We start from the raw sequence: 22,685 nt of genomic DNA, 5'->3' as shown, positions 1-22,685 counted from the left end.
AATGGCCGGCACCGGCCCGGACGTTGCGCTACCCGGCCTCGGGGAACTGCGCGTCCGTCAGATCGAGCTCCTGGTGTTCGCCTCCGTCGAAGTCGGCTCCCTCGGCGAAGACCGCGCGCGGGAACTCGAACCGGCCGCCCGAGCGAATCCCGGTGAAGCGGACGTCCCTGGCGAAATGCGCCCGGGAGAAGAACGCGCCCTCCTCGAAGACCGACCGGTCGAAGTTCGCGATGTCGCGGAACTCCGCGCCGTAGAACCCCGCCTGGTGGGCGAAGTGCGTGCCGCGGATGTGGAGCTGACCGACGAACCGGGCGCGGCTGAAGTCGGCGGCGGCCAGGGTGCAGCCGCTCAGCCGGAAGTCGACGAGGGTGGCCCGCTGCAGGTCGACCGACATTCCCGGCCAGCAGCCCGGTGCGTCGCGGCTCAAGTGCGTCTTGAGCAGTTCCTGCACGGCCAACCGGACCAGGAGTTCGCTCTCGCCGGGGTCGTCGGCCAGGTCGCGCGCCGCGTTGCCCTTGAGGCCGCCGGCCGGGGGCTTGAACGGCATCCGCAAGTAGGCGCACCACACGTTGACGATCGTCTGGCGCTGCTTCGGGTTGTCCTGCCCGAGCCGCTCGAGCGCGTACAGCCCGCCGAGCCGGACGGGAGCTTTGTCGCTGCCGAGCTGCTCCACGGCTTTCGTGTACAACTCGGTGACCCTGCGCTCCTCGAGGTCCCGCGTCGTCTCGGCCAGCTGCACCTCCAGCGTGCGCTGGCGGCGCGTCGCCAGCCACAGCGCGAACACGCCGCCCGCGCCCGCGCCGACGCCGAACGCCGTCTTGACGGCGTCGATCCGGACCGGCGCGTCCGGCCGCCCGGACCAGGCCAGGAACAGCCAGAGCAGGACCCCGGTGACGGCGGCGACCGCGACGGCGGTCACGGCGATCCACCGCCACTTCAGGACCGGCACCGGCTCAGACGGCGCCGTACTGGCGGTCACCCGCGTCACCGAGGCCCGGGACGATGAAGCCCGAGTCGTTGAGGCGCTCGTCGATGCTCGCCGTGACCACCCGGACCGGCAGGCCCGTCTTCTCCAGGTGCGCCAAGCCTTCCGGCGCCGCGAGCGCGCAGATCGCCGTCACGTCGTCGGCGCCGCGGTCGGTGAGCAGGCGGATCGTGTACTCCATCGAGCCGCCGGTGGCGAGCATCGGGTCGAGCACCATTACCGGCCGGTCGGCGAGCGATTCCGGCAGCGACTCCAGGTACGGCGTCGGCTTGAGCGTCTCCTCGTCGCGCGCCAGGCCGACGAAGCCCATCTGCGCGTCCGGGATCAGCTTGTGCGCCTGGTCGGCCATCCCCAGCCCGGCGCGCAGCACCGGCACCAGCAGCGGCGGCTTGGCCAGCTTGTAGCCGTCGGTGCGGGCGACCGGCGTGTGGATCTTCTCGATCTTCACCGGCACGGCGCGCGTGGCTTCGTAGACCAGCATGACGGTCAGCTCGTGCAGCGCGGCCCGGAACGCGGCGCTGTCGGTGCGCGCGTCGCGCATCGTGGAAAGCCGGGCCTTCGCGAGGGGGTGGTCGACGACGTGCACATCCATGCGGGTCAATCTAGCCGTTTCGCGAAGCTCTTCACCCAGCCGCGCTGCCAGGGCGTTTCGACGGCTCGTTCGTGGTAGTGCGCCCGCACCCAGGCGACGGCGTCCTCGGCCGGGACGCCGGAGAGCGTGGCCAGGCAAGCCATCACCGTGCCAGTCCGGCCGGCGCCGCCGTAGCACGCGACTTCGACGGTCTCGGCCTTCGCCCGCTCGTGGACGGCCTTGATCTTTTCGCGGGCGTCGGCGGGGTGGACCGGCAGCAGGAAGTCCGGCCAGGTCACCCATTCGTGCGGCCAGGTGATGCCCCCGCCGTGTTTGCGTCGCAGCCGGCTCGTCCCCAGGTAGAGCCCGAAATCCGGGGCGGGTTCGGCGGGCCGCGGGCGGCCCAGTCCGCGGCCGCGGACCCGCACGCCGTCCGGAAATTCGACTGTCGTGGATCCCATCGGGTCAGTGTCCTCCAGAAGATGGACACGCTGAGTGGTTTTCGCCGATAAGCTCCGCCGGGTGAGCGAACTGACGCCCGACCAGATGCGGGCTTCCGACGCGGACCGCGAACGCGTCGCCCAGGTGCTGCACAACGCCCTCTCGGAGGGCCGGATCACCGTGAACGAGCTGGAAGAACGGCTCACGACGATCTACGCGGCGAAAACCCTGGGCGAACTGAAGCCGGTGACGGCGGACCTGCCGATGTCGTCCGCGGCGGTCGAGCCGGCCACGACGCGGGCCCTCGGCTTCCCGGACCAGCGCATCGGCGGCCACCCGGGCTCCCCGGTGTCGATCGGCGTGCTGTCGGGCGCGGTCCGCAAGGGCAGCTGGGTCCTGCCCCCGCAGCACAACAGCTTCGCGTTCTGGGGCGGCGCGGAGATCGACCTGCGGCAGGCGCGGTTCGCGGACAAGCACTGCACGATCACCGCGGTGGCGATCATGGGCGGCATCCAGATCACGGTCCCGGACGACGTCAACGTGGACGTCACCGGCCTCGGCCTGATGGGCGGGTTCGTGCTGGAGGACAAGTCGGGCGCACCACCGGCCCCGCCGACAGCCCCGACCGTGAAGATCAACGGCCTGGCGTTCTGGGGTGGGGTCGTCGTGTACCGGAAGCCGGCGAAGCGGACCGAACCGCCGCAGATCGCAGGGTCCTGACCTCGGCAACGTGACGCGAGTGGCACCGAGCGTCACAACGCATGGGGGCTCGCACTGTCGGGACCGCCGCCTAGACTCAGGCGCATGACAGCCACGACCAGCACGTCAGCGGCGCCGGCCACCCCGGCACCGCTGGTGGACGCGACTCGCGATGACGCGAGCCTGCGCCGCTTCCTGCTCGGGCTGCCCGGTGTCGATCAGGTCGGCGTCGAGCAGCGCGCGGCGGGCCTCGGCACGCGCAGCATCAAGAAGGACGCCAAGCGGTGGGCCATCGACACCGCCATCTCCATGGTCGACCTGACCACGCTGGAGGGCGCCGACACCCGGGGCAAGGTCCGGGCGCTGGCCGCGAAGGCGGTGCGGCCCGATCCCGAACGCCAGGACACCCCGCGCGTCGCCGCCGTCTGCGTGTACCCGGACATGGTCGCCACGGCCGTCGAAGCGCTGAAGGGCAGCGGCGTGCACGTCGCGAGCGTCGCCACCGGCTTCCCCGCCGGGCGCACCAGCCGCGAGATCAAACTGGCCGACACCAAGATCGCCGTCGAGGCCGGTGCGCACGAAGTCGACATGGTGATCGATCGCGGCGCCTTCCTCGAAGGCCGGTACATGGACGTCTTCGAGGAGATCCGGGCCATCAAGGCCGCCTGCGGCGACGCCCACCTGAAGGTCATCCTCGAGACCGGCGAGCTGGCGACCTACGACAACGTGCGGCGCGCGTCGTGGCTGGCGCTGCTGGCCGGCGGCGACTTCATCAAGACCTCCACCGGCAAGGTGTCCCCCGCCGCGACGCTGCCGGTCACCCACATCATGCTGCAGGCCGTCCACGACTGGCACGTGCAGACCGGCGAGCTGCGCGGCGTCAAGCCCGCGGGCGGCATCCGGACGACGAAGGACGCGATCAAGTACCTGGTCGCGGTGCACGAAGTCGCCGGCGAGCCGTGGCTGGCCCCGGACCTGTTCCGCTTCGGCGCGTCCAGCCTGCTCAACGACCTGCTGCTGCAGCGCCGCACCCAGGTGGACGGCCACTACAGCGGCCCCGACTACGTGACGGTGGACTGATGCCTGTTTTCGAGTACGCACCGGCGCCGGAATCGCGCGCCATCGCGAACCTGAAGGACTCCTACAAGCCCTTCGTCAACGGGGAGTTCGTCGACGGCTCGGGCGAGCCGCTGAAGACGATCAACCCGGCCACCGAAGAGGTCCTGGCCGAGGTCGGCACCGCGTCGAAGTCCGATGTGGACACCGCGGTCAAGGCCGCGCGCAAGGCCCACACCGGCGTCTGGTCCAAGATGCCGGGCACCGAACGCGCGAAGTACCTCTTCCGCATCGCGCGGCTCATCCAGGAGCGCTCGCGCGAGCTGGCCGTGCTGGAGAGCCTCGACAACGGCAAGCCGATCAAGGAGTCGCGCGACTCCGACGTCCCGACGGCGGCCGCGCACTTCTTCTACCACGCCGGCTGGGCCGACAAGCTGGACTACGCGGGCTACGGCCCCGACCCGCGTCCGCTGGGCGTGGCGGGCCAGATCATCCCGTGGAACTTCCCGCTGCTCATGCTGGCCTGGAAGATCGCCCCGGCGCTGGCCACCGGCAACACCGTGGTCCTCAAGCCGGCCGAGACGACGCCGTTGACCGCGCTCGTGTTCGCCGAGATCTGCCAGCAGGCCGAACTGCCGCCGGGCGTGGTGAACATCCTGCCGGGCGCGGGCGACATCGGTGCGTCCATTGTGGAGCACGCCGACATCGACAAGATCGCCTTCACCGGCTCGACCGAGGTCGGCAAGGCGATCCAGCGCCAGGTGGCGGGCACGGCGAAGAAGCTGACGCTGGAACTGGGCGGCAAGGCGGCGAACATCGTCTTCGAGGACGCCCCGCTCGACCAGGCGATCGAGGGCATCGTCAACGGCATCTTCTTCAACCAGGGCCACGTCTGCTGCGCGGGCTCGCGCCTGCTGGCGCAGGAGTCCATCGCCGAAGAGGTGCTGGAGAAGCTGCGCTACCGCGTCTCGACGCTGCGCGTCGGCGATCCGCTGGACAAGAACACCGACGTCGGCGCGATCAACTCGGCCGAGCAGCTGGCGAAGATCCAAGGGCTCGTCGAAGCCGGGGACGCCGAGGGGGCGCAGCGCTGGACCAGCCCGTGCCCGGTCCCGGACCGCGGGTTCTTCTTCGCCCCGACGGTGTTCGCGAACGTCCACCAGTCGATGCGGATCGCCCGCGAGGAGATCTTCGGGCCGGTGCTGTCGGTGCTGACGTTCCGCACGCCGGACGAGGCCGTGGCGAAGGCGAACAACACGCCGTACGGGCTTTCGGCCGGCATCTGGACCGAAAAGGGCTCCCGGATCCTGTGGATGGCGAACCAGCTGCGCGCCGGCGTGGTCTGGGCCAACACCTTCAACCGCTTCGACCCCACCGCCCCCTTCGGCGGCTACCAGGAATCCGGCTTCGGGCGCGAAGGCGGCCGCACCGGGCTGGAGGCGTACCTGAATGTCTGACCGAATTTCCGTCGCGAAGACGTACAAGCTGTACATCGGCGGCAAGTTCCCGCGCTCGGAGTCCGGCCGGGTCTACCCGGTGACGGACGGCAAGGGCAAGTTCCTGGCGAACGCGGCGCACGCTTCGCGCAAGGACGTCCGCGACGCGGTGGTGGCCGCACGCAAGGCGTTCCCCGGCTGGTCGGCGGCCACGGCGTACAACCGCGGCCAGGTGCTCTACCGGGTGGCGGAGGTCCTGGAGGGCCGCCGCGACCAGTTCATCGCCGAGGTATCGGCGTCGGAAGGCCTGGCCGCGAAGAAGGCCGAGTCCATTGTGGACGCGGCGATCGACCGCTGGGTCTGGTACGCGGGCTGGACGGACAAGATCGCCTCCGTGCTGGGTTCGGCCAACCCGGTGGCGGGCCCGTACTTCTCGTTCACGCTCCCGGAGCCCACGGGTGTGGTGGGTGTCCTGGCGCCGCAGCAGTCGTCGCTGCTGGGCCTGGTCGAGGTGCTGGCCCCGGTCCTGGCGACGGGCTCGACGGCGGTGGTGGTCTCGAGCGCGGAGCGGCCGTTGCCGGCGATCACGCTGTCGGAGGTCCTGGCGACCTCCGACGTCCCGGGCGGCGTGGCGAACATCCTCACGGGCCACGCGGCCGAGCTGGGCCCCTGGCTGGCCTCGCACGGCGACGTCAACGCACTGGACCCGACGGGAGCCGCCCCGGCGGACCGCCCGGCCCTGGCGCGCGAAGCGGCGAACACGGTGAAGCGGGTGCTGACGGTCCCGGAAGCGGAACCGGACTGGACGACGGCGCCGGACCTCACGCGGCTGCGGCGGTACCTGGAGGCCAAGACGGTCTGGCACCCGCTGGGCGTCTGACCTGGTGAGCGGAGGCCACCACCTGGTCGGCCGGGTGGTGGCCTTCATTCGTGTGGTGGATTCTCCGCCGAGCCCCGCCGATCTACGCTCGATGTAATCGGGTACTCACTTGACGTGATCGGAAGCTCCGTGGCTGCTCACGCCGGCTTCACGACGCTGGTGGCTCTGCGCGCGAAGGCCGGCGAACTGGCCGCGCTCCGCGCCCTGACCCGGCCCGCCCAGGTCCGGCGGGTTCAGCCGCTGCTGCAGTTCGACCCGGGCCGGAAGCGCCCCGCCGACCAGCTCGACGACGTCGAAGAGGTCGCACGCCACCTGCACCGCCTGGGCCGGTGCTGCTGGATCGACGCCTCCGACGTGGCGGACCGGCCCGGGTTCGGCGCCGGTGGCGCGCTCGGCCGGCTGGCCGACCACCTGGCCGGCCCGGCCGACCTCCTCGACACGGCTTGGCCGGTCCCGTTCGTCCCGGTGGTCCGCAGCGACGCCACCGAGCAGGGGGCCGCGACGCTGGGGCGCCTCGGCGCCGAGCTGGGAGCCGGAGTCGCCCTCCGGGTGCGGCCGGGCACGGCCGACCGGGACACCCTCGGCCGGCTCGTCGAGCGGCTGGCGCTCGAACCGGGCGACATCCACGTGGTCCTGGACCTCCAGTACGTCGCCGAGGCGACGACCACGCGGGCCGAGCGGGCCGCCGCCATGCTGGCCGTGCTCACCGGCTTGGGCGTCTTCGGCTCGACGAGCCTGCTGACCGGCTCGATCCCGAAGACGCTCGGCCAGACCGCGACCTGGGAACAGGCGCGAGCCGAAGAAGTGCTGTGGGAACACCTGGTGGGGGCCGGGGCCGCGAACCTGCGGTTCGGCGACTACGGCGCCGTGCACCCGATCCCCGGGCCGGGCTTCCGCAGCAAGCACGTCGCGCTGAAGTACACGTGCCCGCACCGCTGGCTCTACTCGCGAGAGCGGATGCCCGACGAGCCGGGCGACGAACCGGCCCGCGGCCGAGCGTTCCGGGTCGTGTGCCGCCGCGTGGTCGAATCGGCGGGCTACGCCGGCCCGGGCTTCTCCTGGGGCGATCACGAAATCCACGAGGTGGCGGCGGGCGGCGGGAGGGCTCTGGGCGACACCAGCAAGCCGATCGCGTTCGCGACCTCACACCACCTGGCCTACCTGGCCACCCGCGCCGCGGCTTGACGCTAGCTCATCGTCACCGAGAAGTCCGACAGCGTGAACCGGGCCTTGCCGCCGCCGGTGGCGCAGAACTCGATGCCGTAGCCGATCTGGTTGACCGTCGGGTTCGAGGGGATCAGGCCCTTGCCGATCGCCCACGCGATCATCGCCTTCAGGTCCACACTGCCCGCATACTGCGTCGAGCGGGACACGAACGCCACGTACCCCTCGTCGTCCGCCCAGACGTCGTACGTGAGGCCGCCCGCCGTGTACGTCGTCAGCTTGTCGCCCCCCGGGACCTGCTTGTGGTTCTCCGTCCAGACCATCAGCTCGCTGACGCCCTTGCCGTCGCCCACGCCGTTCAGCCAGAGGTCGTAGGCCACGTCGTAGATGCCGGTGCCCGGGCCGCGGCCGGCGAACGTCGATTTGATCACCGAATAGTCGTTGAACGGTTTTCCGTTCTGATCGTTGATGTCCTTGTGCACGTTCGGATAGGTTTTCACCGACGTCGAATCGGGTTGGGTGGATTCGACGTACCAGTTGTCGTACGCGCACGCCCGCAGCGTTTCCGGGCCCGCTTCCCCGGCGTTCCACATGTTGTTGTGGACGTAATAACCACCGTCGGACCAGCCGCCGTCGGGGTCGCTCGTGGTGAACTCCGGGCTGCGGCAGCTCCGGACCGGCGTGGTCGACGGCGGCGCCGGAATCGACGGAGGCGCAGGTAGAGACGCCGAAGGCACCGGCGACGACGAATACGACGAAGGAGCAGGGGCCGTCACCGAAGAAGACGTGGGCGTCGAAGCCGGCGCGGCCGCCGCGCCGTCGACGGGCGCGCCGCCGCACCCGGCGAGCACCGGAAAGGAAATCGCCAACAACACGGCCAGCGTTCTTCGTCGCATTTTCCCGCCCATAGCTGCAATTGCCGGCAGAACGAGGCGGACCCTAACACGGAAATCGGCGGATTCAGTCGGGGTCGAGATCCCGCGACGTGATCGGACGGCCGGGGAGCGCCGAACCCGGCCGCGCGCTGAGACCGTCGATCATGATGCCGACACACCGCCGAGCCGCCATCGCGGCGACCTCCGGCGACTTCGCGCGCATCTGGCGCAGCAGCGTCGCGAACAGGATCGCGATGTCACCGGCGCCGACGTCGTCGCGCAGCTTGCCCTCGGCCTTCGCGCCGTCGACGAAGCCGTCGAGGACGGCCAGGATCTCGTCGCGCAGCCGGCGGACCTCCGGGTCGTTCTTGAGGATCACCAGCGCCCGGTGCGAGACCATCGCCAGCTGCACGCTCAGCTGCAGCTCCACCGACTGCCGCAGCAGCCGCTCGAGCGCCCGCCACGCCGACGTCTCCTCGGCGGCGATCACGCGCGCGTCGATCAGCACCCGTTCGAAGTTGTCCATCGCGACCGCCCGGATCAGCGCGTCCCGGTCCGGGAACCGCCGGTAGAGCGTGCCGACGCCGACGCCGGCCGCGCGCGCGATCTCCTCCATCGGCGCGTCAGGACCTGAAGCGGCGAAGATGGCCTTCGCGGCGGCCAGGATCTGGTCGCGGTTGCGCCGCGCGTCCGCCCGCAGGGTCGTCTCGGGGTCTGCCGTCATGCCGTTCGCCTTCCGCTGAATCGCGCGGGGTGATTCTCGCATGGTCAGCGGGCCACACACTCCCCGCGCGAGTGGGTAGTCGGCATCTAGTGGACGAATTCCCTCCGCTTGAGTACCTTGGACAGGGAACCGGAATGTAATCCTCCGCATACTTTCCGTCCGATTTAGGGGGTCCGAAATGACTGAATTGGCAGAACCCGCCACGCGGGACGAGACTTTTCCGCTGGCCCGCACCTGTCCGTTCGCACCGCCGCCGGCGTACGAGAAGCTGCGCGAAGCCGGTCCGGTCCAGCGCGTCGGGCTGCCCGACGGCTCGGAGGCCTGGGCCATCACCCGCCTGGAGGAAGTCCGGCAAGTGCTGACCGACCCGCGGTTCAGCTCCAACCGGTTCAACCCGGGCTTCCCGATCCTGACGAAGGGCGGCCGCCCGCAGCGTCGCCGCTTCACGGCGTCGCTGATCAACATGGACCCGCCGGAGCACGGCGCCGCCCGGCGCGAGGTCGTCGGCGAGTTCACCGTCAAGCGGATGAAGGCGCTGCAGCCGCGGATCCAGCAGATCGTCGACGAGCACATCGACGCAATCCTGGACGGCCCGAAACCCGCCGACCTGGTCTCCGCGCTGAGCCTGCCGGTGCCGTCGCTGGTCATCTGCGAGCAGCTCGGCGTCCCCTACGCCGACCACGACTTCTTTCAGTCGCGCAGCTCCACCCTGCTGAACCGGGAGGTGACGCAGGAGGCGCGCATGCAGGCCGTCGAAGAGATGCAGGACTACCTCGACAAGCTCGTCGCCGCCAAGGAGGCCGACCCGACCGACGACCTGCTCGGCCGGCAGGTCCTCAAGCAGCGCGAGGAGCACGGCGACGTCGACCACGACTCGCTGGTCTCGCTGGCGTTCCTCCTGCTCCTCGCCGGGCACGAGACGACGGCGAACATGATCTCGCTCGGCACCGTGGCGCTGCTGGAGAACCCGGACCAGCTCGAGATCATCAAGAACGACCCCGGCAAGACGCTCGACGCCGTCGAGGAACTGCTGCGCTACTTCACCATCGCCGAGTTCGCGACCTCGCGGGTCGCCACGGAGGACGTCGAGATCGGCGGGCAGCTGATCCGCGAAGGCGAGGGCGTGCTCGGCCTGAGCTACTCCGGCAACCGCGACGAAGCCGCGTTCGAGAACCCCGACGCCCTCGACCTCGAGCGCGGCGCGCGCCACCACGTCGCGTTCGGCTTCGGCCCGCACCAGTGCCTCGGCCAGAACCTGGCCCGGATGGAACTGCAGATCGTCTTCGACACGCTGTTCCGCCGCATCCCGGAGCTCAAGCTGGCCGCCCCGGTGGACCAGCTGCCGTTCAAGCACGACTCGTCGATCTTCGGCCTCTACTGCCTGCCCGTGACCTGGTGAGGGAGACGTCATGACCGCGGTCCACGAATTCCCGATGACGCGGACGTGCCCGTTCGCGCCGCCGACGGCGTACACCGAGATCCGCGAGGAGGACCCGGTCACCCGGGTGGGGCTGCCCGACGGCAGGCGGGCCTGGGTGGTCAGCAGGCACGAGGACGTCCGGGCCGTGCTGAACGACCGGCGGTTCAGCGCCGACCGGCAGCACCCGGACTTCCCGCAGCTGGTGCCCGGGTTCCGGCGGCCGGACGACGAGCGCACCATGATCACCATGGACGCGCCCGAGCACGGGCCGGCCCGCAAGGCCGTGCTCGGCGAGTTCACCGTGCGCCGGATGGAGGCGCTGCGGCCGCGGATCCAGGAGATCGTCGACGAGCGGATCGACGCGCTGCTGGCCGGGCCGAAGCCGGGCGACCTGGTCGAGACGCTGTCGCTGCCGGTGCCGTCGCTGGTCATCTGCGAGATGCTCGGCGTGCCGTACGCCGACCACGACTTCTTCCAGACCCACACGACGAAGCTGATCAAGCGTGGCACGCCCCCGCAGGAGCGGCGGGCCGCGGTCGAGGCCGTGCGCGGGTACATGGGCGACCTCATCGCGGGGAAAGAGGACAACCCGCCGGACGACCTGCTCGGACGGCAGATCGTCAAGCTGCGCGAAGAGGGCACTTACCGGCGGGCGGCGCTGGCCGCGACCGGGTTCCTGCTGCTCGTCGCCGGCCACGAGACGACGGCGAACATGATCTCCCTCGGCACGGTCGGGCTGCTGGAGAACCCGGAGCAGCTGGCACTGATCAAGGACGACCCGGGCAAGACGCTCGACGCCGTCGAGGAGCTGCTGCGGTACTTCACCATCGTCGACGCCGCCACCGCGCGGCTGTGCGTCGAGGACACCGAGGTCGGCGGCCAGCTGATCCGGGCCGGCGAAGGCGTGCTGGCGCTGGGCTACGCGGCCAACCGCGACAAAACGGCGTTCGAGAACCCCGACGAGCTGGACATCGAGCGCGGCGCGCGGCACCACGTGGCGTTCGGGTTCGGGCCGCACCAGTGCCTCGGCCAGAACCTCGCCCGGATGGAGCTGCAGATCGTCTTCGACACCCTCTTCCGCCGGATCCCGGAGCTCAAGCTGGCCGCGCCGGTCGACGACCTGCCGTTCAAGGACGACGCGAACATCTACGGCCTGTACCGGTTGCCGGTGACCTGGTAGAGACGAACTGCCGAACCACCACAGGGGAAGAAGAGGACCATGAAGATCATCGCGGACACCGGCAAGTGCGTCGGCGCCGGGCAGTGCGTGCTCACCGAGCCCTCGCTGTTCGACCAGAGCGAGGAGGACGGCACGGTCATCGTGCTCGACGACCAGCCGCAGGGCGCGCTGGTCGAGAAGGCCCGTGAAGCGGTGCACGTCTGCCCGAGCCAGGCCCTCTCCCTCCAGGAGTGACCCAGCGAGAAGGCCACCTCGAGACTCCTCGAGGTGGCCTTCGCGCACTTTCGAGCTACTTGACCGCGCCCATCGACAGGCCGCGGACCAGGTGGTTCTGCGCGATCCAGCCGACGATCATCACCGGCAGCGAAGCCAGCAGCGCGGCGGCCGACAGCTGCGCCCAGTACAGGCCTTCGCTGGTGATGAACCCGACCAGGAACACCGGGACCGTGCCGGCCCGGGCCGCGGTCAGGTTGACCGCGTAGAAGAACTCCGTCCAGGAGAAGATCACGCAGATCAGCGCGGTCGCCGCGATCCCGGGCGCGACCACCGGCATGATGATCTTGCGCAGCAGCGTCGGCAGGTTGGCGCCGTCGATCCGGCCCGCCTCGATCATCTCGTGCGGTACTTCGAGGAAGAACGACCGCATCATCCAGATGGCCAGCGGCAGGTTCATCGACGTGTACAGGATGACCAGCGCCCACACCGTGTCGAGCAGCTCGGTGTTCTGCGAGATCACGTACAGCGGGATGATCGCCGCCACGATCGGCAGCATCTTCGTCGAGAGGAAGAAGCCGAGCGCGTTCGACGTGCCCTTGACCGGCGCCAGCGAAAGCGCGTACGCCGCCGGGACGCCGAAGAGCAGTACCAGGGCCGTCGACAGGATCGTCACGAACGCCGAGTTCGACACGTACGGCAGGAACCCGCCGCTCAGGACGTTGCCGAGCTGCTCGAACGTCGGGGTGAAGAACAGCTTCGGCGGGTCGGTGTAGGCGTCCGCCTCCTGCTTGAACGCGGTGAGGATCATCCACAGCAGCGGGAACACGAACAGGATCGCGATGATCCAGGTCGCGACGGTCAGCGAACCTTTGCCGTAAGCCCGCTTGCGGGGCGCAACCGTCGTCATTTGATGCCTCCGCTCACCGAGAAGGTCCGGAACATCAGGCGCAGCGCGAAGGTCGCGACGATCATCGTCAGGATCACCACGATCACGCCCATCGCCGAGGACTGGCCGACGTCGAAGCCCTCGAACGCGCGCTGGTAGATGTAGTACGGCAGGTTGGTGCTCGCCGTGCCCGGACCGCCCTGGGTCATCAGGAAGATCGCGTCGAAGCTGTTCACGATGTAGATCGCGCCCAGCAACGTGGCCAGCTGCAGGAACCGGGACAGGTGCGGCAGCGTGATGGAGACGAACGTCCGCCAGCGACCGGCACCGTCCACATTGGCCGCTTCGAGCACGTCCTTGGCCTGGCTCTGCAGGCCGGCCAGGATGAGCAGCATCATGAACGGCGTCCACTGCCACACGATCTGGGCCATCACCGACGCCAGCGGGAACTCCGAAAGCCAGTCGGTGTCGGTGCCGAAGACGAAGTGCAGCAGCCCGTAGGTCGGGTCGAACACCGTTGTCTTCCACAGCAGCGCGCCGGCCGCCGGCAGGATCAGGAACGGCGTGATGAGCAGCGTCCGGACGACGCCGCGGCCGAGGAACTTGCGGTCCAGCAGGATCGCCAGGCCGAGGCCGAGCAGGAGCGCGACGAACACGCACACGACGGTCAGTACCACCGTGTTGAGCAGCGCGACCAGGAACGTCGTGTCGCTGAAGACGTCGATGTAGTTGTCCAGGCCGACGAAGTGCCGCGAGCCGGGCCGGACCAGGTTCCACGACTGGAACGAGTAGAACACGGTGAGCAGGAACGGCAGCTGCGTCACCGCGATGACGAAGATCAGCGCGGGCAGCAGTGGCAGCCGCCGCTTGGCCGCGGTGCTCAGGCCGCGTTTCTCTTCGACCTTCGCGTGGGAGGTGGACGTGGGGGCATCTACGGAGAGCGTGGACATCACTGCACCGCCTTGTAGGAGTCGCCCACCGTCTGGGCGTAGTCCTGGGACTGCTTCAGGGCGTCTTCGACGGACTCGCGGCCGGCGATCGCGGCCGACAGCTGCTGGCTCACCCGGGTGCCCAGGTCCTGGAACTCGGGGATGCCGACGAACTGGATGCCGGGGTAGGGCACCGGGTTCGCCATGGCCTTCTGCTGGTTCGCGTCCGCGATGCCGTCGAGCGTGGGCTTCGCGTAGGCCTTCGCCGCGTCGGCGTACTCGGGGATGGCGTACGTCGACTGGCGGACGCCCGGCGGCACGCGGTTCCAGCCGTAGGTGTGGCCGACCTTCTGCACGTACGCCTTGTCGGTCATCCAGGCCATGAACTTCCAGGCCGCGTCCTTGTCCTTCGCGACCTTCGGGATGCCCAGGGCCCAGGTGTAGAGCCAGCCGCTGGCCTGCGTCTTGACCACCGGCGCGGGCGCGTACCCGGACTTTCCGACGATCTTGCTGCTCGACGGGTCCTCGTTGGTGCCCGCCATGACCGTGGCGTCGTACCACATCGCCGCGTTGCCTTGGGTGTAGCGCGTGCCGCACTCGGAGAACCCGGCGCTGGAGGCGCCGACCTCGCCGTGCTCGCGGATCAGGTTGACGTAGAAGTTCGCGGCTTCCTTGAACTCCGGCGACGTCAGCTTGGCGTTCCAGTCCTTGTCGAACCACTGCGCGCCGAAGGTGTTGGCCACGGTGGTGAACGGCGCGAGGCTCTCGCCCCAGCCCGGCTTGCCGCGCAGGCAGATGCCGGCGACGCCGTTGGCCTTGTCGTCGAGCTTCGCGGCGTAGTCGGCGATTTGCTGCCACGTCGGCTTGGCCGGCATGGTGATCCCGGCCTTGTCGAAGAGGTCCTTGCGGTAGGCCAGGAACGACGACTCGCCGTAGAACGGCACCGCGTACATCTGGTTCCGGTACGACAGCGACTGCTTGATGCTGGGGATGAAGTCGCCTTCGTCGTAGCCCGGAGTGGCCGCCATGTGCGGTTCGAGGTTCTCGAGCCAGCCGTTGGCCGCCCACTGCGGGGCCTCGTAGTTGCTGATCATGACGACGTCGAACTCGCCGCCCTCGGTGGCGGTCGACGCGGTGATCTTGGCGCGGGCCTGGTTTTCCGGCAGGGACACGAACTTGAGGCCGATGCCGGTGGCCTTCTCGAACTCCGGCGCGAGCGCGATCGCGTCCTTCATCTGCGGGTTCGACACGATGGCGATGACGAGCGTCGAGTTACCAGTGCCGAGCGAGCCGGCGCCCGCGCAGCCGGTGGCCAGCAGCGACGTCGCCGCGAGGAGGGTGAGGAGCTTACGCACGGCCACCTCCGGGGAGGACCTGCACCTTGAGGCCCGAGCCGCTGCGCATCTTGGCCAGCGCCTCGGGGTACTGCTCCAGCGGCAGGGTGTCGGTGAGCAACGCGCCGGTGTCGATCGCGCCGCTCGCGACGAGGTCGAGAGCGGCGCCGAAACTGTGCAGCACGGCCATCGAGCCGACGATCGTGATTTCGTCGTTGTAGATGCGGAACGGCGAAAGCGCGACGCGGGCTTCGGCCGGGGCGACGCCGAAGACGAGCAGCCGTCCCCCGCGTCGGATCGCGTCGAAGGCGGCTTCGATGGCGGGCGCGGCGCCGGTGCAGTCGACGGCGACGTCGAACTTCTCGCCGTTCAGGTCGCCGACGTCCTTCGCGGTGGCGACGGCACCGAGGCTTTTCGCCCGTGGCAAGCGGGCTTCGTTGCGGTCGACCACCGTGACCCGCGCGCCCGAGCGCTGCAGCAGCTGCTGCATGATCAGGCCCATGGTGCCGGCGCCGACGACGAGGAAGCGTTCACCGGCCTCGACACCGACCCGGCGAACACCGTGCACCGCACAGGAAACCGGCTCGACCAGCGCGCCCTGTTCCCAGCTCATCGTGTCGGGCATGCGATAGCAGGTGGACGACGGGACGGCGACGTACTCGGCGAAGGCGCCGTTGACGGTGTCGCCGGTGGCGCCCCAGTTCGCGCAGAGGTTGCCGTGGCCGGCGCGGCACGGGCCGCAGTAGCCGCAGAACAGGGACGGGTCGACGGCCACGCGGTCGCCGACCTTCCACTCGCCCGGCACGTCCGCGCCGAGCTCGACGATCTCCCCGGCGAACTCGTGCCCGGGGACGATGGGGTACGGCGTGGGCGGGAAGTGCCCGTCCGCGATGTGCAGGTCGGTGCCGCAGATGCCGCACGCTCCGACCTTGACGACGACCTGACGTTCCCCGGGTTTCGGATCGGGCACCTCGCCGACCCTGATCTCACCGGGCCGGTCGACGATGGCGGCACGCATGCCTGCCCCTTCCTCGCGCTCAATTGAGCAACGTTGACCTATCGAGTCGAGAACACGTGAAGGCATTACAGGTCTGACGTCGGTATTACGTCAACCTTTCGGCTGGATTTCGCGCTATTATGCTCATATGAGCGCCACCAAGAAGCCCCCTTCGCTTTCGGAGGCACTGCTGCTCGCCACCGTCGCCCGGCGCTTCTACGTGCAGGGACGCTCCAAGCTGGAGATCGCCGACGAGTTCGGCGTCAGCCGGTTCAAGGTGGCGCGGATGCTCGACACCGCGATGGAGTCCGGCCTGGTCAGGGTGGAGTTCTCCCTGCCGGCCCCGGTGGACCTGGCGCTGTCGGACGAGGTGTGTTCCGCGTACGGCTTGAAGCGGGCCCTGGTGCTCGAACGCTCAACCGAGCGCGAGCCGAAGGAGGTCGTCCGGGCCAAGATCGGCTCGCTGGCGGCGCTGCTGCTGGAGGAGATCGCGGTCCCGTCCGACGTCATCGGCCTGTCGTGGGCGCGCTCGGTGAACGCGATGACCGAGGCGATCCGGGCGCTGCCGCGCTGCCCGATCGTCCAGCTCTGCGGGGTGCAGGCCGGGATGGACATGCGCGGCCGCTCGGTGGAGACGGTCAGCCGCGTGACCTCGGTGTCCGGCGGCGACGCGTACCCGATCTTCGGCCCGCTGGTGCTGCCCGACCGCCGGACGACCGAGACGTTGCGGCGTCAGCCGGGGATCGCGGAGACGTTCGGCCAGTTCCGCAACCTGACGAAGGCGGTGGTCAGCATCGGCGCGTGGCAGCCGGGCGAGTCGACGGTGTACGACGCGCTGGACGAGGCCGAGCGCGCGGCGATCGCGGCCCGCGGGGCGACGGCGGAGGTCGCGGCCCGGCTGTTCGACGCGTCCGGCAACGCGCTGTCGACGGGCCTGGCCCACCACGTGCTGGCGATCAGCCACGAGGAGCTGATGGCGGTCCCGGAGGTGATCGCCCTGGGCTACAGCAGGCCCAAAGCCGCGGCGGTGGACGCGGTTCTCCGGTCCGGCATGGTCTCGACGCTCATCACCGACGCCGCGGCAGCGGTGCCGTTGCTGGCGCTGGCGGCGAAGAACCCGCCCCGCTGATACTCCCCCGGGAGTACTTCGCCACCGGCGTCCTACCGCACCGGGCGCAATCTCACCGGTCCCGGCTCCGGGGCGAAACCCGGGTCGCGCCCGATGCGGCCACGGCCGCGCTCGGCGAGCCTGGATCCCGTGACCACCAAGACTTCTCCCCGCTGGCGCCAGGCCGTCGTGTGGCTGCACGTCGTGTCCTCGGTGGCCTGGATGAGCCAGGCCCTGACCCTCGTCGTCCTGATGTCGCTGACCCTCACCAGCCCCGCCGAGGCACCGGCTGCGACGTCGATGGCCGAAAAACTCGACTCCGTGCTGCTCGCGCCGATGGCGAACGTCTCCGCGTTCACCGGCTTGCTGCTCGCCGGCGCGACGGCGTGGGGCTTCTTCCGGCACTGGTGGGTGCTCACGAAGTTCGCCCTGACGCTGGCGCAGCTCTACGCCGGGATCTTCCTGCTCTCCTCCGCTCTGCGGGCGTCCGCGGACACCGCGACCGGCACGTGGGCGCAGGTCGCCGGTACGTCGATGATGGCCGGCGCACTGGCCTTTCAGGCGTGGCTTTCGGTCGCGAAGCCGGGGAAGAAGACGCCGTGGTCCCCCGCCGCGAAGCCGCCCACCGCGCCGACCTGGGTGTTCGTGGCGGGCGTCTTGACGCCGCTTGCCGACGTGACGATCAGCGTGTTCTGGGGACGTCCGCTCCCGGCGGTGGAGCTGGTCATGCTGATCGTGCTGCTCGGGTTTGAGCGGCGACGACGTCGTCGCCGTGCTCGGCAGCCCAGCGTCCGAAGCCCTCGATCGGCCCGAGCAGCGTCCTCCCCAGCGGCGTGAGCGCGTACGCGCCTTCGCACCGCTCGACGAGACCGTCGAATTCGAGGCGCCGCAGGGTTTCCGTCAGCACCTTCGCGCTGATGCCACCGATGGTGCGCCGCAGGTCGACGTGCCGCTGCGGCCCGGTGCGCAAGGCCCACACCACCACCGGGTTCCACGTGTTGGCGACCAGGTCGAACGCGAGCCGCGTCCGGCAATCCGCGAGGAAGTCCATGGTTACCGTTCGGTTCCTTCCCAGGCTCCTACCGTCGTTCTGGTACCAGCCAAGCACAAGGAGGACGCATGCGGATCGGGATCTTCGGCACGGGCGGGATGGCGGACGCGCTCGGCACGCAGTGGGCGCGGGCGGGACACGAGCTGATGGTGAGCGGCCGGTCCGACCCCGCCGCGGTGGCCGCGCGGCTCGGCGCCGCGACCGGACCGTGGCGCGAGACAGCCGCCTTCGCCGACGTGCTGCTCCTGGCCGTGCCCGCCGCGGCGATCGGTGAAGTGCTCGCCGAGGCGGGTCCGCTGACCGGGAAGGTACTGGTGGACTGCACCAACCACCCGGATCTGACGGGCACCCCCGTGGCGTCGCGGATCGCCACGGACGCCCACGTCGTCAAGGCGTTCAACCTGGCTCACGTCGACGTCTGGCGGATGACGCCACCGGTGTTCGACGGCCGCCCCCTGTCGGTGCCGTTGTGCGGCGACGACAGGGGAGCGCTCGACGCGGTGAGCACGCTGGTCCGGGACATCGGCGCCAAGCCGGTACCCGCGGGCGGCCTGGACCGCGCGGCCCTGCTGGAGGCCACGGCGGCGTTCGTCATCGGGCTGTGGTTCGCGGGCGAAGACGCCCAGGCGATCCTGACCCCGGTTCCGTGAGTGGTGCCCGGGGAGCTAGTGCGCGCCCACCTCGGTCACCCGGACGACCGCCATTCCGGCTTCGTCCGACGCGGCCAGATCGACCTCGGCGCTGATGCCCCAGTCGTGGTCGCCCGCCGGGTCGTCGAAGATCTGGCGCACCTTCCAGACGTCCGGCTGCTGCTCGATCATCAGCAGCTGCGGGCCGCGCGCGTCCGGGCCGGTGCCGAGCGTCTCGTACTCCTCGAAGTAGCCCTCGATCGCTTCCTGCCACGCGTCGGCGTCCCAGCCCGAGGCCGCGTCCAGCTCGCCGAGCGGGAACCACGCCCGCCGCGCGAACAGCTCCACCCGGCGGAACAGCTCGTTGCGCACCAGGACGCGGAACGCGCGCTCGTTGCGCGTGACGGCCGGCGGCTCGGACGGCGGCCGCGTCGAGACCGGGCCCTCTTCGTCCGGGTGACGCAGGGCTTCCCACTCGTCGAGGAGGCTGGAGTCGACCTGCCGGACGAGCTCGCCGAGCCACTCGATGAGGTCCTGCAGCGACTCGGTCTTCGCCTCGTCCGGGACCGTGTGCCGCAAGGAGTCGTAGACGTCCGTGAGGTAGCGCAGCACCAGGCCCTCGGACCGGGCCAGCTGGTAGAAGCCGATGTACTCGACGAAGTTCATCGCGCGCTCGTACATGTCCCGCACGACCGACTTCGGCGACAGCTCGTAGTCGTCGACCCACGGGTGGCCCTGCCGGTAGCTGTGGAACGCGCCCTGCAGCAGCTCTTCGAGCGGCTTCGGGTAGCTGACGTTCTCGAGCAGCTCCATCCGCTCGTCGTACTCGATGCCTTCGGCCTTCATCGCCTGCACGGCCTCGCCGCGCGCCTTGAACTGCTGCTGCGAGAGCACCGGCCGCGGGTTGTCCACCGTGGATTCCACAGTGGACACGACGTCGAGCGCGTAGCTCGGCGACTCGAGGTCGAACAGCTCGATCGCGGCCAGCGCGAACGGCGAAAGCGGCTGGTTGAGCGCGAAGTCGAACTGCAGGTCGACGGTGAGCCGGATGACCCGGCCCTGTTCGTCCGGTTCGGACAGCCGTTCGACGACGCCGGCGGCGAGCAGCGCGCGGTAGATCGCGATGGCGCGCAGGATGAGCTTGCGCTGCGACGCGCGGTCCTCGTGGTTGTCCTCGAGCAGGTGCCGCATCGAGTCGAAGGCGTTGCCCGGCCGCGAAATCACGTTCAGCAGCATCGAGTGCGTGACCTTGAAGCTGGACGTCAGCGGCTCCGGGTCGGCGGCGATGAGCCGGTCGAACGTGCTCTCGGTCCAGTTGACGAACCCCTCGGGCGCCTTCTTCCGGACGATCTTCTTTTTCTTCTTCGGGTCGTCGCCCGCCTTCTCGAGTGCCTTCGCGTTCTCGACGACGTGGTCGGGGGCCTGCACGACGACGTAGCCGTCGGTGTCGTAGCCCGCGCGCCCGGCCCGGCCGGCGATCTGGTGGAACTCGCGGGCCTTGAGGTGCCGCTGGCGGACGCCGTCGTACTTCGTCAGTGCCGAGAAGACGACCGTCCGGATCGGCACGTTGATGCCGACGCCGAGGGTGTCGGTCCCGCAGATCACCTTGAGCAGCCCCGACTGGGCCAGGGTCTCGACCAATCGCCGGTACTTGGGCAGCATGCCGGCGTGGTGGACGCCGATGCCGTGGCGGACCAGCCGCGAGAGCGTCTTGCCGAAGCCGGCGGCGAACCGGAAGTCGCCGATCAGCTCGGCGATGGCGTCCTTTTCGGCCTTCGACGTCACGTTGATGCTCATCAGCGTCTGCGCCCGCTCGATGGCCGCGGCCTGCGAGAAGTGCACGACGTAGACCGGCGCCTGGCCGCCGTTGAGCAGCTCGGACATCGTCTCGTGCAGTGGCGTCAGCGCGTACCGGAAGGTCAGCGGCACCGGGCGCTGCACCGACGTGACGACGGCCGTCGGCCTGCCGGTGCGGCGGGTGAGGTCCTTTTCGAAGAAGGACACGTCCCCCAGGGTCGCCGACATCAGGACGAACTGGGCCCTCGGCAGCTCGAGGATCGGCACCTGCCACGCCCAGCCGCGGTCGGGCTCGGAGTAGAAGTGGAACTCGTCGGCGACGACCTGCCCGACCGGGGCGTCCGCACCGAACCGCAGCGCGATGTTCGCCAGGATTTCGGCCGTGCAGCAGATGATCGGGGCGTCCGGGTTGACGCTGGAGTCGCCGGTCATCATCCCGACGCTCTCGGCGCCGAAGATGTCGATGAGCTGGAAGAACTTCTCCGAAACGAGGGCCTTGATGGGCGCGGTGTAGTAGCTGCGGCGGCCCTGGGCGAGCGCGGTGAAGTGCGCGCCGACGGCGACGAGGCTCTTCCCGGAGCCGGTCGGCGTCGAAAGGATGACGTTCGATCCGGAGACGACCTCCATCACCGCCTCCTCCTGCGCCGGGTACAGCTCGATGCCCCGCTCGGCCGTCCAGGTGGTGAAGGCTTCGAAGAGGGCGTCGGGGTCGGGATCCGCAGGCAGGAGGTCTGTGAGAGTCATCAGGCGTCCATCGTGCCATCCGCTCGTCGCAAAGTCGGCAGGGGCGATCGCATCGCGAGTGCGAAACCCGTAGGCTTCGCGGTACCGCGCGGCGACTGGGTGATACTTCCGGTCCCGCGCGCACACGGGCGGTACTCCGGAGGGCTTAGGAATGGCACAGGACATCATCCCGATCGAACTCGGCCTGCCGCAGGGCGACGTCGTCACCCTGTGGGCGCCGCGCTGGCGGGAAGACGGCGAGGAGTGGGAAGCGTTCCTCGGCGACGAGGACGACCTGTACGCCTTCGCCGACGCAGCTCACCTGGCCGCCTTCGTCCGCACGTCCGAGCGGCACGACCTGCTCGACCACCCGGCCTGGGACGCGGTGCCGTCGCTGAACGTGCCGGAGCTGATCCCGGACGAGGACCACACGTACGACCTCGTGGGCGTGCCGGAGCTCGTCGCCGAGGAGCCGGACGTCTGGCACATCGCCGAGCTGGCGGAGATCGTCGGCATCGTGCGGTCGCTCGCCGACGTCTGCGACCTCGAAGAGGTCCACGAGATCCTCGACTCGACCGAGGGCTTCTCGCTGCTCGACCAGGGCACGCTGCCGTTCACCGGCAGCGTCGGCGGCCAGGTGTGGAACGACCTGTCCGAGACGGTGTCGCAGAAGTGGGACACCGTGCTCGACGCGATCGACGGCCTGGTGACCCAGCCGGAGGTCGACGAGAAGGTCCTGGAGCAGACGGCCGAGGAGCTGGCGGCGTTCCACGAGGAGTCCGCCGAGGCCGAAGCCGGCGCCGAGGGCGTAGAGGACCTCGAGGCCATCGACACCCTCGATTCTTCGGACGACGAAGACGAGGAAGAGGACGAGGGCCCGGTCGGCTTCTGGGCCGAGGTCGGCATCGACCCGATCAAGATCATCACGTCCGGCGCGGAGTACTACACGCTGCGCTGCTACCTCGACGACGCGCCGGTGTTCCTGGGCACCGAGGGCGAGATCGACGTGTTCACCTCCCCGGGCGCGCTCGCCCGCGCCCTCGCCGACGGCAAGGACCTGGCCGACACCGACCTCGCCGACGTGTCCACGTGGGACGAGGTCCTGGCGAAGGCGACGGCGGGCGAGCTCGAGATCGAGGTCGACCCGGAGAACACGTACGTCCTCACGGGCCTGGACGCGGACATCGCGGAGGGCCCGGAGGCGATCGACCCGACCCAGCTGGAGCTGGCGGTCGAGCTGATCACGGACGCGGCGGACTGGGCGGGCGACGACACGGCCGAGACGGAGCTGGCGAGCAACGAAAGCCTGGGCTGGCTGGTGTCGTTCGTCCTGCGCCCGGACCCGACGCGCCTGGAGCCGTCGGCGCCGTTCGACGCGGAGCAGGGCGCTTGGCGCAAGCTCGTCGAAACTTTCGAGAACCGCCTTACGGTGGCTTGAGTTCCGGCTTTCGAAGGCCGCCTCCCGGGTTCGGGAGGCGGCCTTCGCCGTGTCCGGGGTGCGACGGCGGCGAGGGTGTCGCGACGCCGGGGTGTCCGCCGGTGCGTCACTGGTCGTCGACGGCCGGGGCATCGAGGTCTCCGGAA

The 22,685-nt window shown here is 69.8% G+C and carries 22 protein-coding genes and 1 pseudogene; 12 read left to right on the top strand and 11 right to left on the bottom strand.

Annotation, left to right across the window (positions count from 1 at the left end; translation table 11 throughout):
* Positions 1 to 28: 28 nt before the first annotated feature.
* Genes AB0F52_RS19710 through AB0F52_RS19700 form a run of 3 tightly spaced genes read right to left on the bottom strand, consistent with a single transcriptional unit; the run spans position 29 to position 2,017 of the window.
* Entirely contained in the window at positions 29 to 979 is a 951-nt protein-coding gene (locus tag AB0F52_RS19710; protein WP_360172551.1) for a pentapeptide repeat-containing protein, read from the bottom strand.
* Entirely contained in the window at positions 954 to 1,577 is a 624-nt protein-coding gene (upp, locus tag AB0F52_RS19705) for a uracil phosphoribosyltransferase (RefSeq protein ID WP_360172548.1), read from the bottom strand. Before upp ends, AB0F52_RS19710 begins: the two co-directional genes overlap by 26 nt.
* A gap of 5 nt (positions 1,578 to 1,582) precedes the next feature.
* Complete coding sequence (locus AB0F52_RS19700) at positions 1,583 to 2,017, bottom strand: protein-tyrosine phosphatase family protein (RefSeq protein ID WP_360172545.1); 435 nt, start codon at positions 2,015 to 2,017, stop codon at positions 1,583 to 1,585.
* 85 nt (positions 2,018 to 2,102) lie between these two features.
* Here AB0F52_RS19700 and AB0F52_RS19695 point away from each other — a divergent pair, with 85 nt between their 5' ends.
* The 5 genes from AB0F52_RS19695 to AB0F52_RS19675 all read left to right on the top strand — a co-directional run bounded on the left by AB0F52_RS19695 (position 2,103) and on the right by AB0F52_RS19675 (position 7,253).
* The gene (locus AB0F52_RS19695) at positions 2,103 to 2,717 is read left to right on the top strand and encodes a DUF1707 domain-containing protein (RefSeq protein WP_360173207.1); all 615 of its coding nucleotides are present in this window, start codon (positions 2,103 to 2,105) and stop codon (positions 2,715 to 2,717) included.
* An 84-nt stretch (positions 2,718 to 2,801) separates the two neighbouring features.
* Complete coding sequence (gene deoC, locus AB0F52_RS19690; RefSeq protein ID WP_360172542.1) at positions 2,802 to 3,776, top strand: deoxyribose-phosphate aldolase; 975 nt, start codon at positions 2,802 to 2,804, stop codon at positions 3,774 to 3,776.
* Positions 3,776 to 5,209, top strand: coding sequence for an aldehyde dehydrogenase family protein (locus AB0F52_RS19685; RefSeq protein ID WP_360172539.1), 1,434 nt, complete (start codon positions 3,776 to 3,778; stop codon positions 5,207 to 5,209). Before deoC ends, AB0F52_RS19685 begins: the two co-directional genes overlap by 1 nt.
* On the top strand, positions 5,202 to 6,068 hold the full coding sequence (locus AB0F52_RS19680) for an aldehyde dehydrogenase family protein (RefSeq protein ID WP_360172536.1): 867 nt from the start codon (positions 5,202 to 5,204) through the stop codon (positions 6,066 to 6,068). Before AB0F52_RS19685 ends, AB0F52_RS19680 begins: the two co-directional genes overlap by 8 nt.
* Before the next feature lie 129 nt (positions 6,069 to 6,197).
* Positions 6,198 to 7,253, top strand: coding sequence for a hypothetical protein (locus AB0F52_RS19675; protein WP_360172533.1), 1,056 nt, complete (start codon positions 6,198 to 6,200; stop codon positions 7,251 to 7,253).
* A 2-nt stretch (positions 7,254 to 7,255) separates the two neighbouring features.
* Here the strand turns inward: AB0F52_RS19675 and AB0F52_RS19670 are convergent, their stop codons facing one another.
* Together AB0F52_RS19670 and AB0F52_RS19665 are read right to left on the bottom strand one after the other, a co-directional pair.
* Complete coding sequence (locus AB0F52_RS19670) at positions 7,256 to 8,128, bottom strand: hypothetical protein (protein WP_360172530.1); 873 nt, start codon at positions 8,126 to 8,128, stop codon at positions 7,256 to 7,258.
* 64 nt (positions 8,129 to 8,192) lie between these two features.
* Entirely contained in the window at positions 8,193 to 8,831 is a 639-nt protein-coding gene (locus tag AB0F52_RS19665; RefSeq protein WP_360172527.1) for a helix-turn-helix domain-containing protein, read from the bottom strand.
* A 178-nt stretch (positions 8,832 to 9,009) separates the two neighbouring features.
* Here AB0F52_RS19665 and AB0F52_RS19660 point away from each other — a divergent pair, with 178 nt between their 5' ends.
* Genes AB0F52_RS19660 through AB0F52_RS19650 form a run of 3 tightly spaced genes read left to right on the top strand, consistent with a single transcriptional unit; the run spans position 9,010 to position 11,665 of the window.
* Positions 9,010 to 10,230 (top strand): cytochrome P450, encoded by a 1,221-nt coding sequence (locus tag AB0F52_RS19660; protein WP_360172524.1) that lies wholly within the window; start codon positions 9,010 to 9,012, stop codon positions 10,228 to 10,230.
* 10 nt (positions 10,231 to 10,240) lie between these two features.
* Positions 10,241 to 11,431: a cytochrome P450 gene (locus tag AB0F52_RS19655; RefSeq protein WP_360172521.1), complete on the top strand. Its 1,191-nt coding sequence runs from the start codon at positions 10,241 to 10,243 to the stop codon at positions 11,429 to 11,431.
* Between the two features lie 39 nt (positions 11,432 to 11,470).
* Positions 11,471 to 11,665, top strand: coding sequence for a ferredoxin (locus AB0F52_RS19650; RefSeq protein WP_360172518.1), 195 nt, complete (start codon positions 11,471 to 11,473; stop codon positions 11,663 to 11,665).
* 55 nt (positions 11,666 to 11,720) lie between these two features.
* Here AB0F52_RS19650 and AB0F52_RS19645 read toward each other — a convergent pair whose 3' ends face one another.
* Genes AB0F52_RS19645 through AB0F52_RS19630 form a run of 4 tightly spaced genes read right to left on the bottom strand, consistent with a single transcriptional unit; the run spans position 11,721 to position 15,814 of the window.
* Complete coding sequence (locus tag AB0F52_RS19645; protein WP_360172515.1) at positions 11,721 to 12,554, bottom strand: carbohydrate ABC transporter permease; 834 nt, start codon at positions 12,552 to 12,554, stop codon at positions 11,721 to 11,723.
* Positions 12,551 to 13,483 carry a sugar ABC transporter permease gene (locus AB0F52_RS19640; RefSeq protein ID WP_360172512.1) on the bottom strand — a complete coding sequence of 311 codons (933 nt, stop codon included), beginning with the start codon at positions 13,481 to 13,483 and terminating at the stop codon, positions 12,551 to 12,553. Before AB0F52_RS19640 ends, AB0F52_RS19645 begins: the two co-directional genes overlap by 4 nt.
* On the bottom strand, positions 13,483 to 14,823 hold the full coding sequence (locus AB0F52_RS19635) for a sugar ABC transporter substrate-binding protein (protein WP_360172509.1): 1,341 nt from the start codon (positions 14,821 to 14,823) through the stop codon (positions 13,483 to 13,485). The genes AB0F52_RS19640 and AB0F52_RS19635 overlap by 1 nt, the downstream gene beginning before the upstream one ends.
* Complete coding sequence (locus AB0F52_RS19630; RefSeq protein ID WP_360172506.1) at positions 14,810 to 15,814, bottom strand: zinc-dependent alcohol dehydrogenase family protein; 1,005 nt, start codon at positions 15,812 to 15,814, stop codon at positions 14,810 to 14,812. The genes AB0F52_RS19635 and AB0F52_RS19630 overlap by 14 nt, the downstream gene beginning before the upstream one ends.
* Positions 15,815 to 15,941: 127 nt before the next feature.
* Between AB0F52_RS19630 and AB0F52_RS19625 the strand changes: the two genes are divergently transcribed.
* Positions 15,942 to 16,922: a sugar-binding domain-containing protein gene (locus tag AB0F52_RS19625; RefSeq protein WP_360172503.1), complete on the top strand. Its 981-nt coding sequence runs from the start codon at positions 15,942 to 15,944 to the stop codon at positions 16,920 to 16,922.
* A 129-nt stretch (positions 16,923 to 17,051) separates the two neighbouring features.
* Positions 17,052 to 17,738 carry a hypothetical protein gene (locus tag AB0F52_RS19620; RefSeq protein ID WP_360172500.1) on the top strand — a complete coding sequence of 229 codons (687 nt, stop codon included), beginning with the start codon at positions 17,052 to 17,054 and terminating at the stop codon, positions 17,736 to 17,738.
* Here AB0F52_RS19620 and AB0F52_RS19615 read toward each other — a convergent pair.
* Positions 17,626 to 17,952 carry a helix-turn-helix domain-containing protein gene (locus AB0F52_RS19615; RefSeq protein WP_360172497.1) on the bottom strand — a complete coding sequence of 109 codons (327 nt, stop codon included), beginning with the start codon at positions 17,950 to 17,952 and terminating at the stop codon, positions 17,626 to 17,628. The two genes, AB0F52_RS19620 and AB0F52_RS19615, sit on opposite strands and share 113 nt — an antisense overlap.
* A gap of 65 nt (positions 17,953 to 18,017) precedes the next feature.
* Between AB0F52_RS19615 and AB0F52_RS19610 the strand changes: the two are divergent.
* Positions 18,018 to 18,602, top strand: a pseudogene (locus tag AB0F52_RS19610) (NAD(P)-binding domain-containing protein); the annotation flags it as partial.
* A gap of 15 nt (positions 18,603 to 18,617) precedes the next feature.
* Here AB0F52_RS19610 and AB0F52_RS19605 read toward each other — a convergent pair.
* On the bottom strand, positions 18,618 to 21,122 hold the full coding sequence (locus AB0F52_RS19605; RefSeq protein ID WP_360172494.1) for a DUF3516 domain-containing protein: 2,505 nt from the start codon (positions 21,120 to 21,122) through the stop codon (positions 18,618 to 18,620).
* A 151-nt stretch (positions 21,123 to 21,273) separates the two neighbouring features.
* Here AB0F52_RS19605 and AB0F52_RS19600 point away from each other — a divergent pair, with 151 nt between their 5' ends.
* Positions 21,274 to 22,539 (top strand): primosomal protein, encoded by a 1,266-nt coding sequence (locus tag AB0F52_RS19600; RefSeq protein ID WP_360172491.1) that lies wholly within the window; start codon positions 21,274 to 21,276, stop codon positions 22,537 to 22,539.
* Positions 22,540 to 22,685 lie beyond the last annotated feature (146 nt).

The sequence above is a fragment of the Amycolatopsis sp. NPDC024027 genome (genome assembly GCF_040638975.1).
Taxonomy (GTDB): domain Bacteria; phylum Actinomycetota; class Actinomycetes; order Mycobacteriales; family Pseudonocardiaceae; genus Amycolatopsis.
This window is presented reverse-complemented; position numbering and strand designations above follow the sequence as displayed.

Excerpts from the sequence above, each read along its gene's own strand:
- AB0F52_RS19665 (WP_360172527.1), bottom strand. The coding sequence starts at position 8,831 with ATGACGGCAGACCCCGAGACGACCCTGCGGGCGGACGCGCGGCGCAAC.
- AB0F52_RS19640 (WP_360172512.1), bottom strand. The coding sequence starts at position 13,483 with ATGTCCACGCTCTCCGTAGATGCCCCCACGTCCACCTCCCACGCGAAG.
- deoC (WP_360172542.1), top strand. The coding sequence starts at position 2,802 with ATGACAGCCACGACCAGCACGTCAGCGGCGCCGGCCACCCCGGCACCG.
- AB0F52_RS19680 (WP_360172536.1), top strand. The coding sequence starts at position 5,202 with ATGTCTGACCGAATTTCCGTCGCGAAGACGTACAAGCTGTACATCGGC.
- AB0F52_RS19615 (WP_360172497.1), bottom strand. The coding sequence starts at position 17,952 with ATGGACTTCCTCGCGGATTGCCGGACGCGGCTCGCGTTCGACCTGGTC.
- AB0F52_RS19695 (WP_360173207.1), top strand. The coding sequence starts at position 2,103 with ATGCGGGCTTCCGACGCGGACCGCGAACGCGTCGCCCAGGTGCTGCAC.
- AB0F52_RS19625 (WP_360172503.1), top strand. The coding sequence starts at position 15,942 with ATGAGCGCCACCAAGAAGCCCCCTTCGCTTTCGGAGGCACTGCTGCTC.
- AB0F52_RS19630 (WP_360172506.1), bottom strand. The coding sequence starts at position 15,814 with ATGCGTGCCGCCATCGTCGACCGGCCCGGTGAGATCAGGGTCGGCGAG.
- AB0F52_RS19605 (WP_360172494.1), bottom strand. The coding sequence starts at position 21,122 with ATGACTCTCACAGACCTCCTGCCTGCGGATCCCGACCCCGACGCCCTC.
- AB0F52_RS19645 (WP_360172515.1), bottom strand. The coding sequence starts at position 12,554 with ATGACGACGGTTGCGCCCCGCAAGCGGGCTTACGGCAAAGGTTCGCTG.
- upp (WP_360172548.1), bottom strand. The coding sequence starts at position 1,577 with ATGGATGTGCACGTCGTCGACCACCCCCTCGCGAAGGCCCGGCTTTCC.
- AB0F52_RS19600 (WP_360172491.1), top strand. The coding sequence starts at position 21,274 with ATGGCACAGGACATCATCCCGATCGAACTCGGCCTGCCGCAGGGCGAC.
- AB0F52_RS19650 (WP_360172518.1), top strand. The coding sequence starts at position 11,471 with ATGAAGATCATCGCGGACACCGGCAAGTGCGTCGGCGCCGGGCAGTGC.
- AB0F52_RS19655 (WP_360172521.1), top strand. The coding sequence starts at position 10,241 with ATGACCGCGGTCCACGAATTCCCGATGACGCGGACGTGCCCGTTCGCG.
- AB0F52_RS19670 (WP_360172530.1), bottom strand. The coding sequence starts at position 8,128 with ATGCGACGAAGAACGCTGGCCGTGTTGTTGGCGATTTCCTTTCCGGTG.
- AB0F52_RS19685 (WP_360172539.1), top strand. The coding sequence starts at position 3,776 with ATGCCTGTTTTCGAGTACGCACCGGCGCCGGAATCGCGCGCCATCGCG.
- AB0F52_RS19660 (WP_360172524.1), top strand. The coding sequence starts at position 9,010 with ATGACTGAATTGGCAGAACCCGCCACGCGGGACGAGACTTTTCCGCTG.
- AB0F52_RS19700 (WP_360172545.1), bottom strand. The coding sequence starts at position 2,017 with ATGGGATCCACGACAGTCGAATTTCCGGACGGCGTGCGGGTCCGCGGC.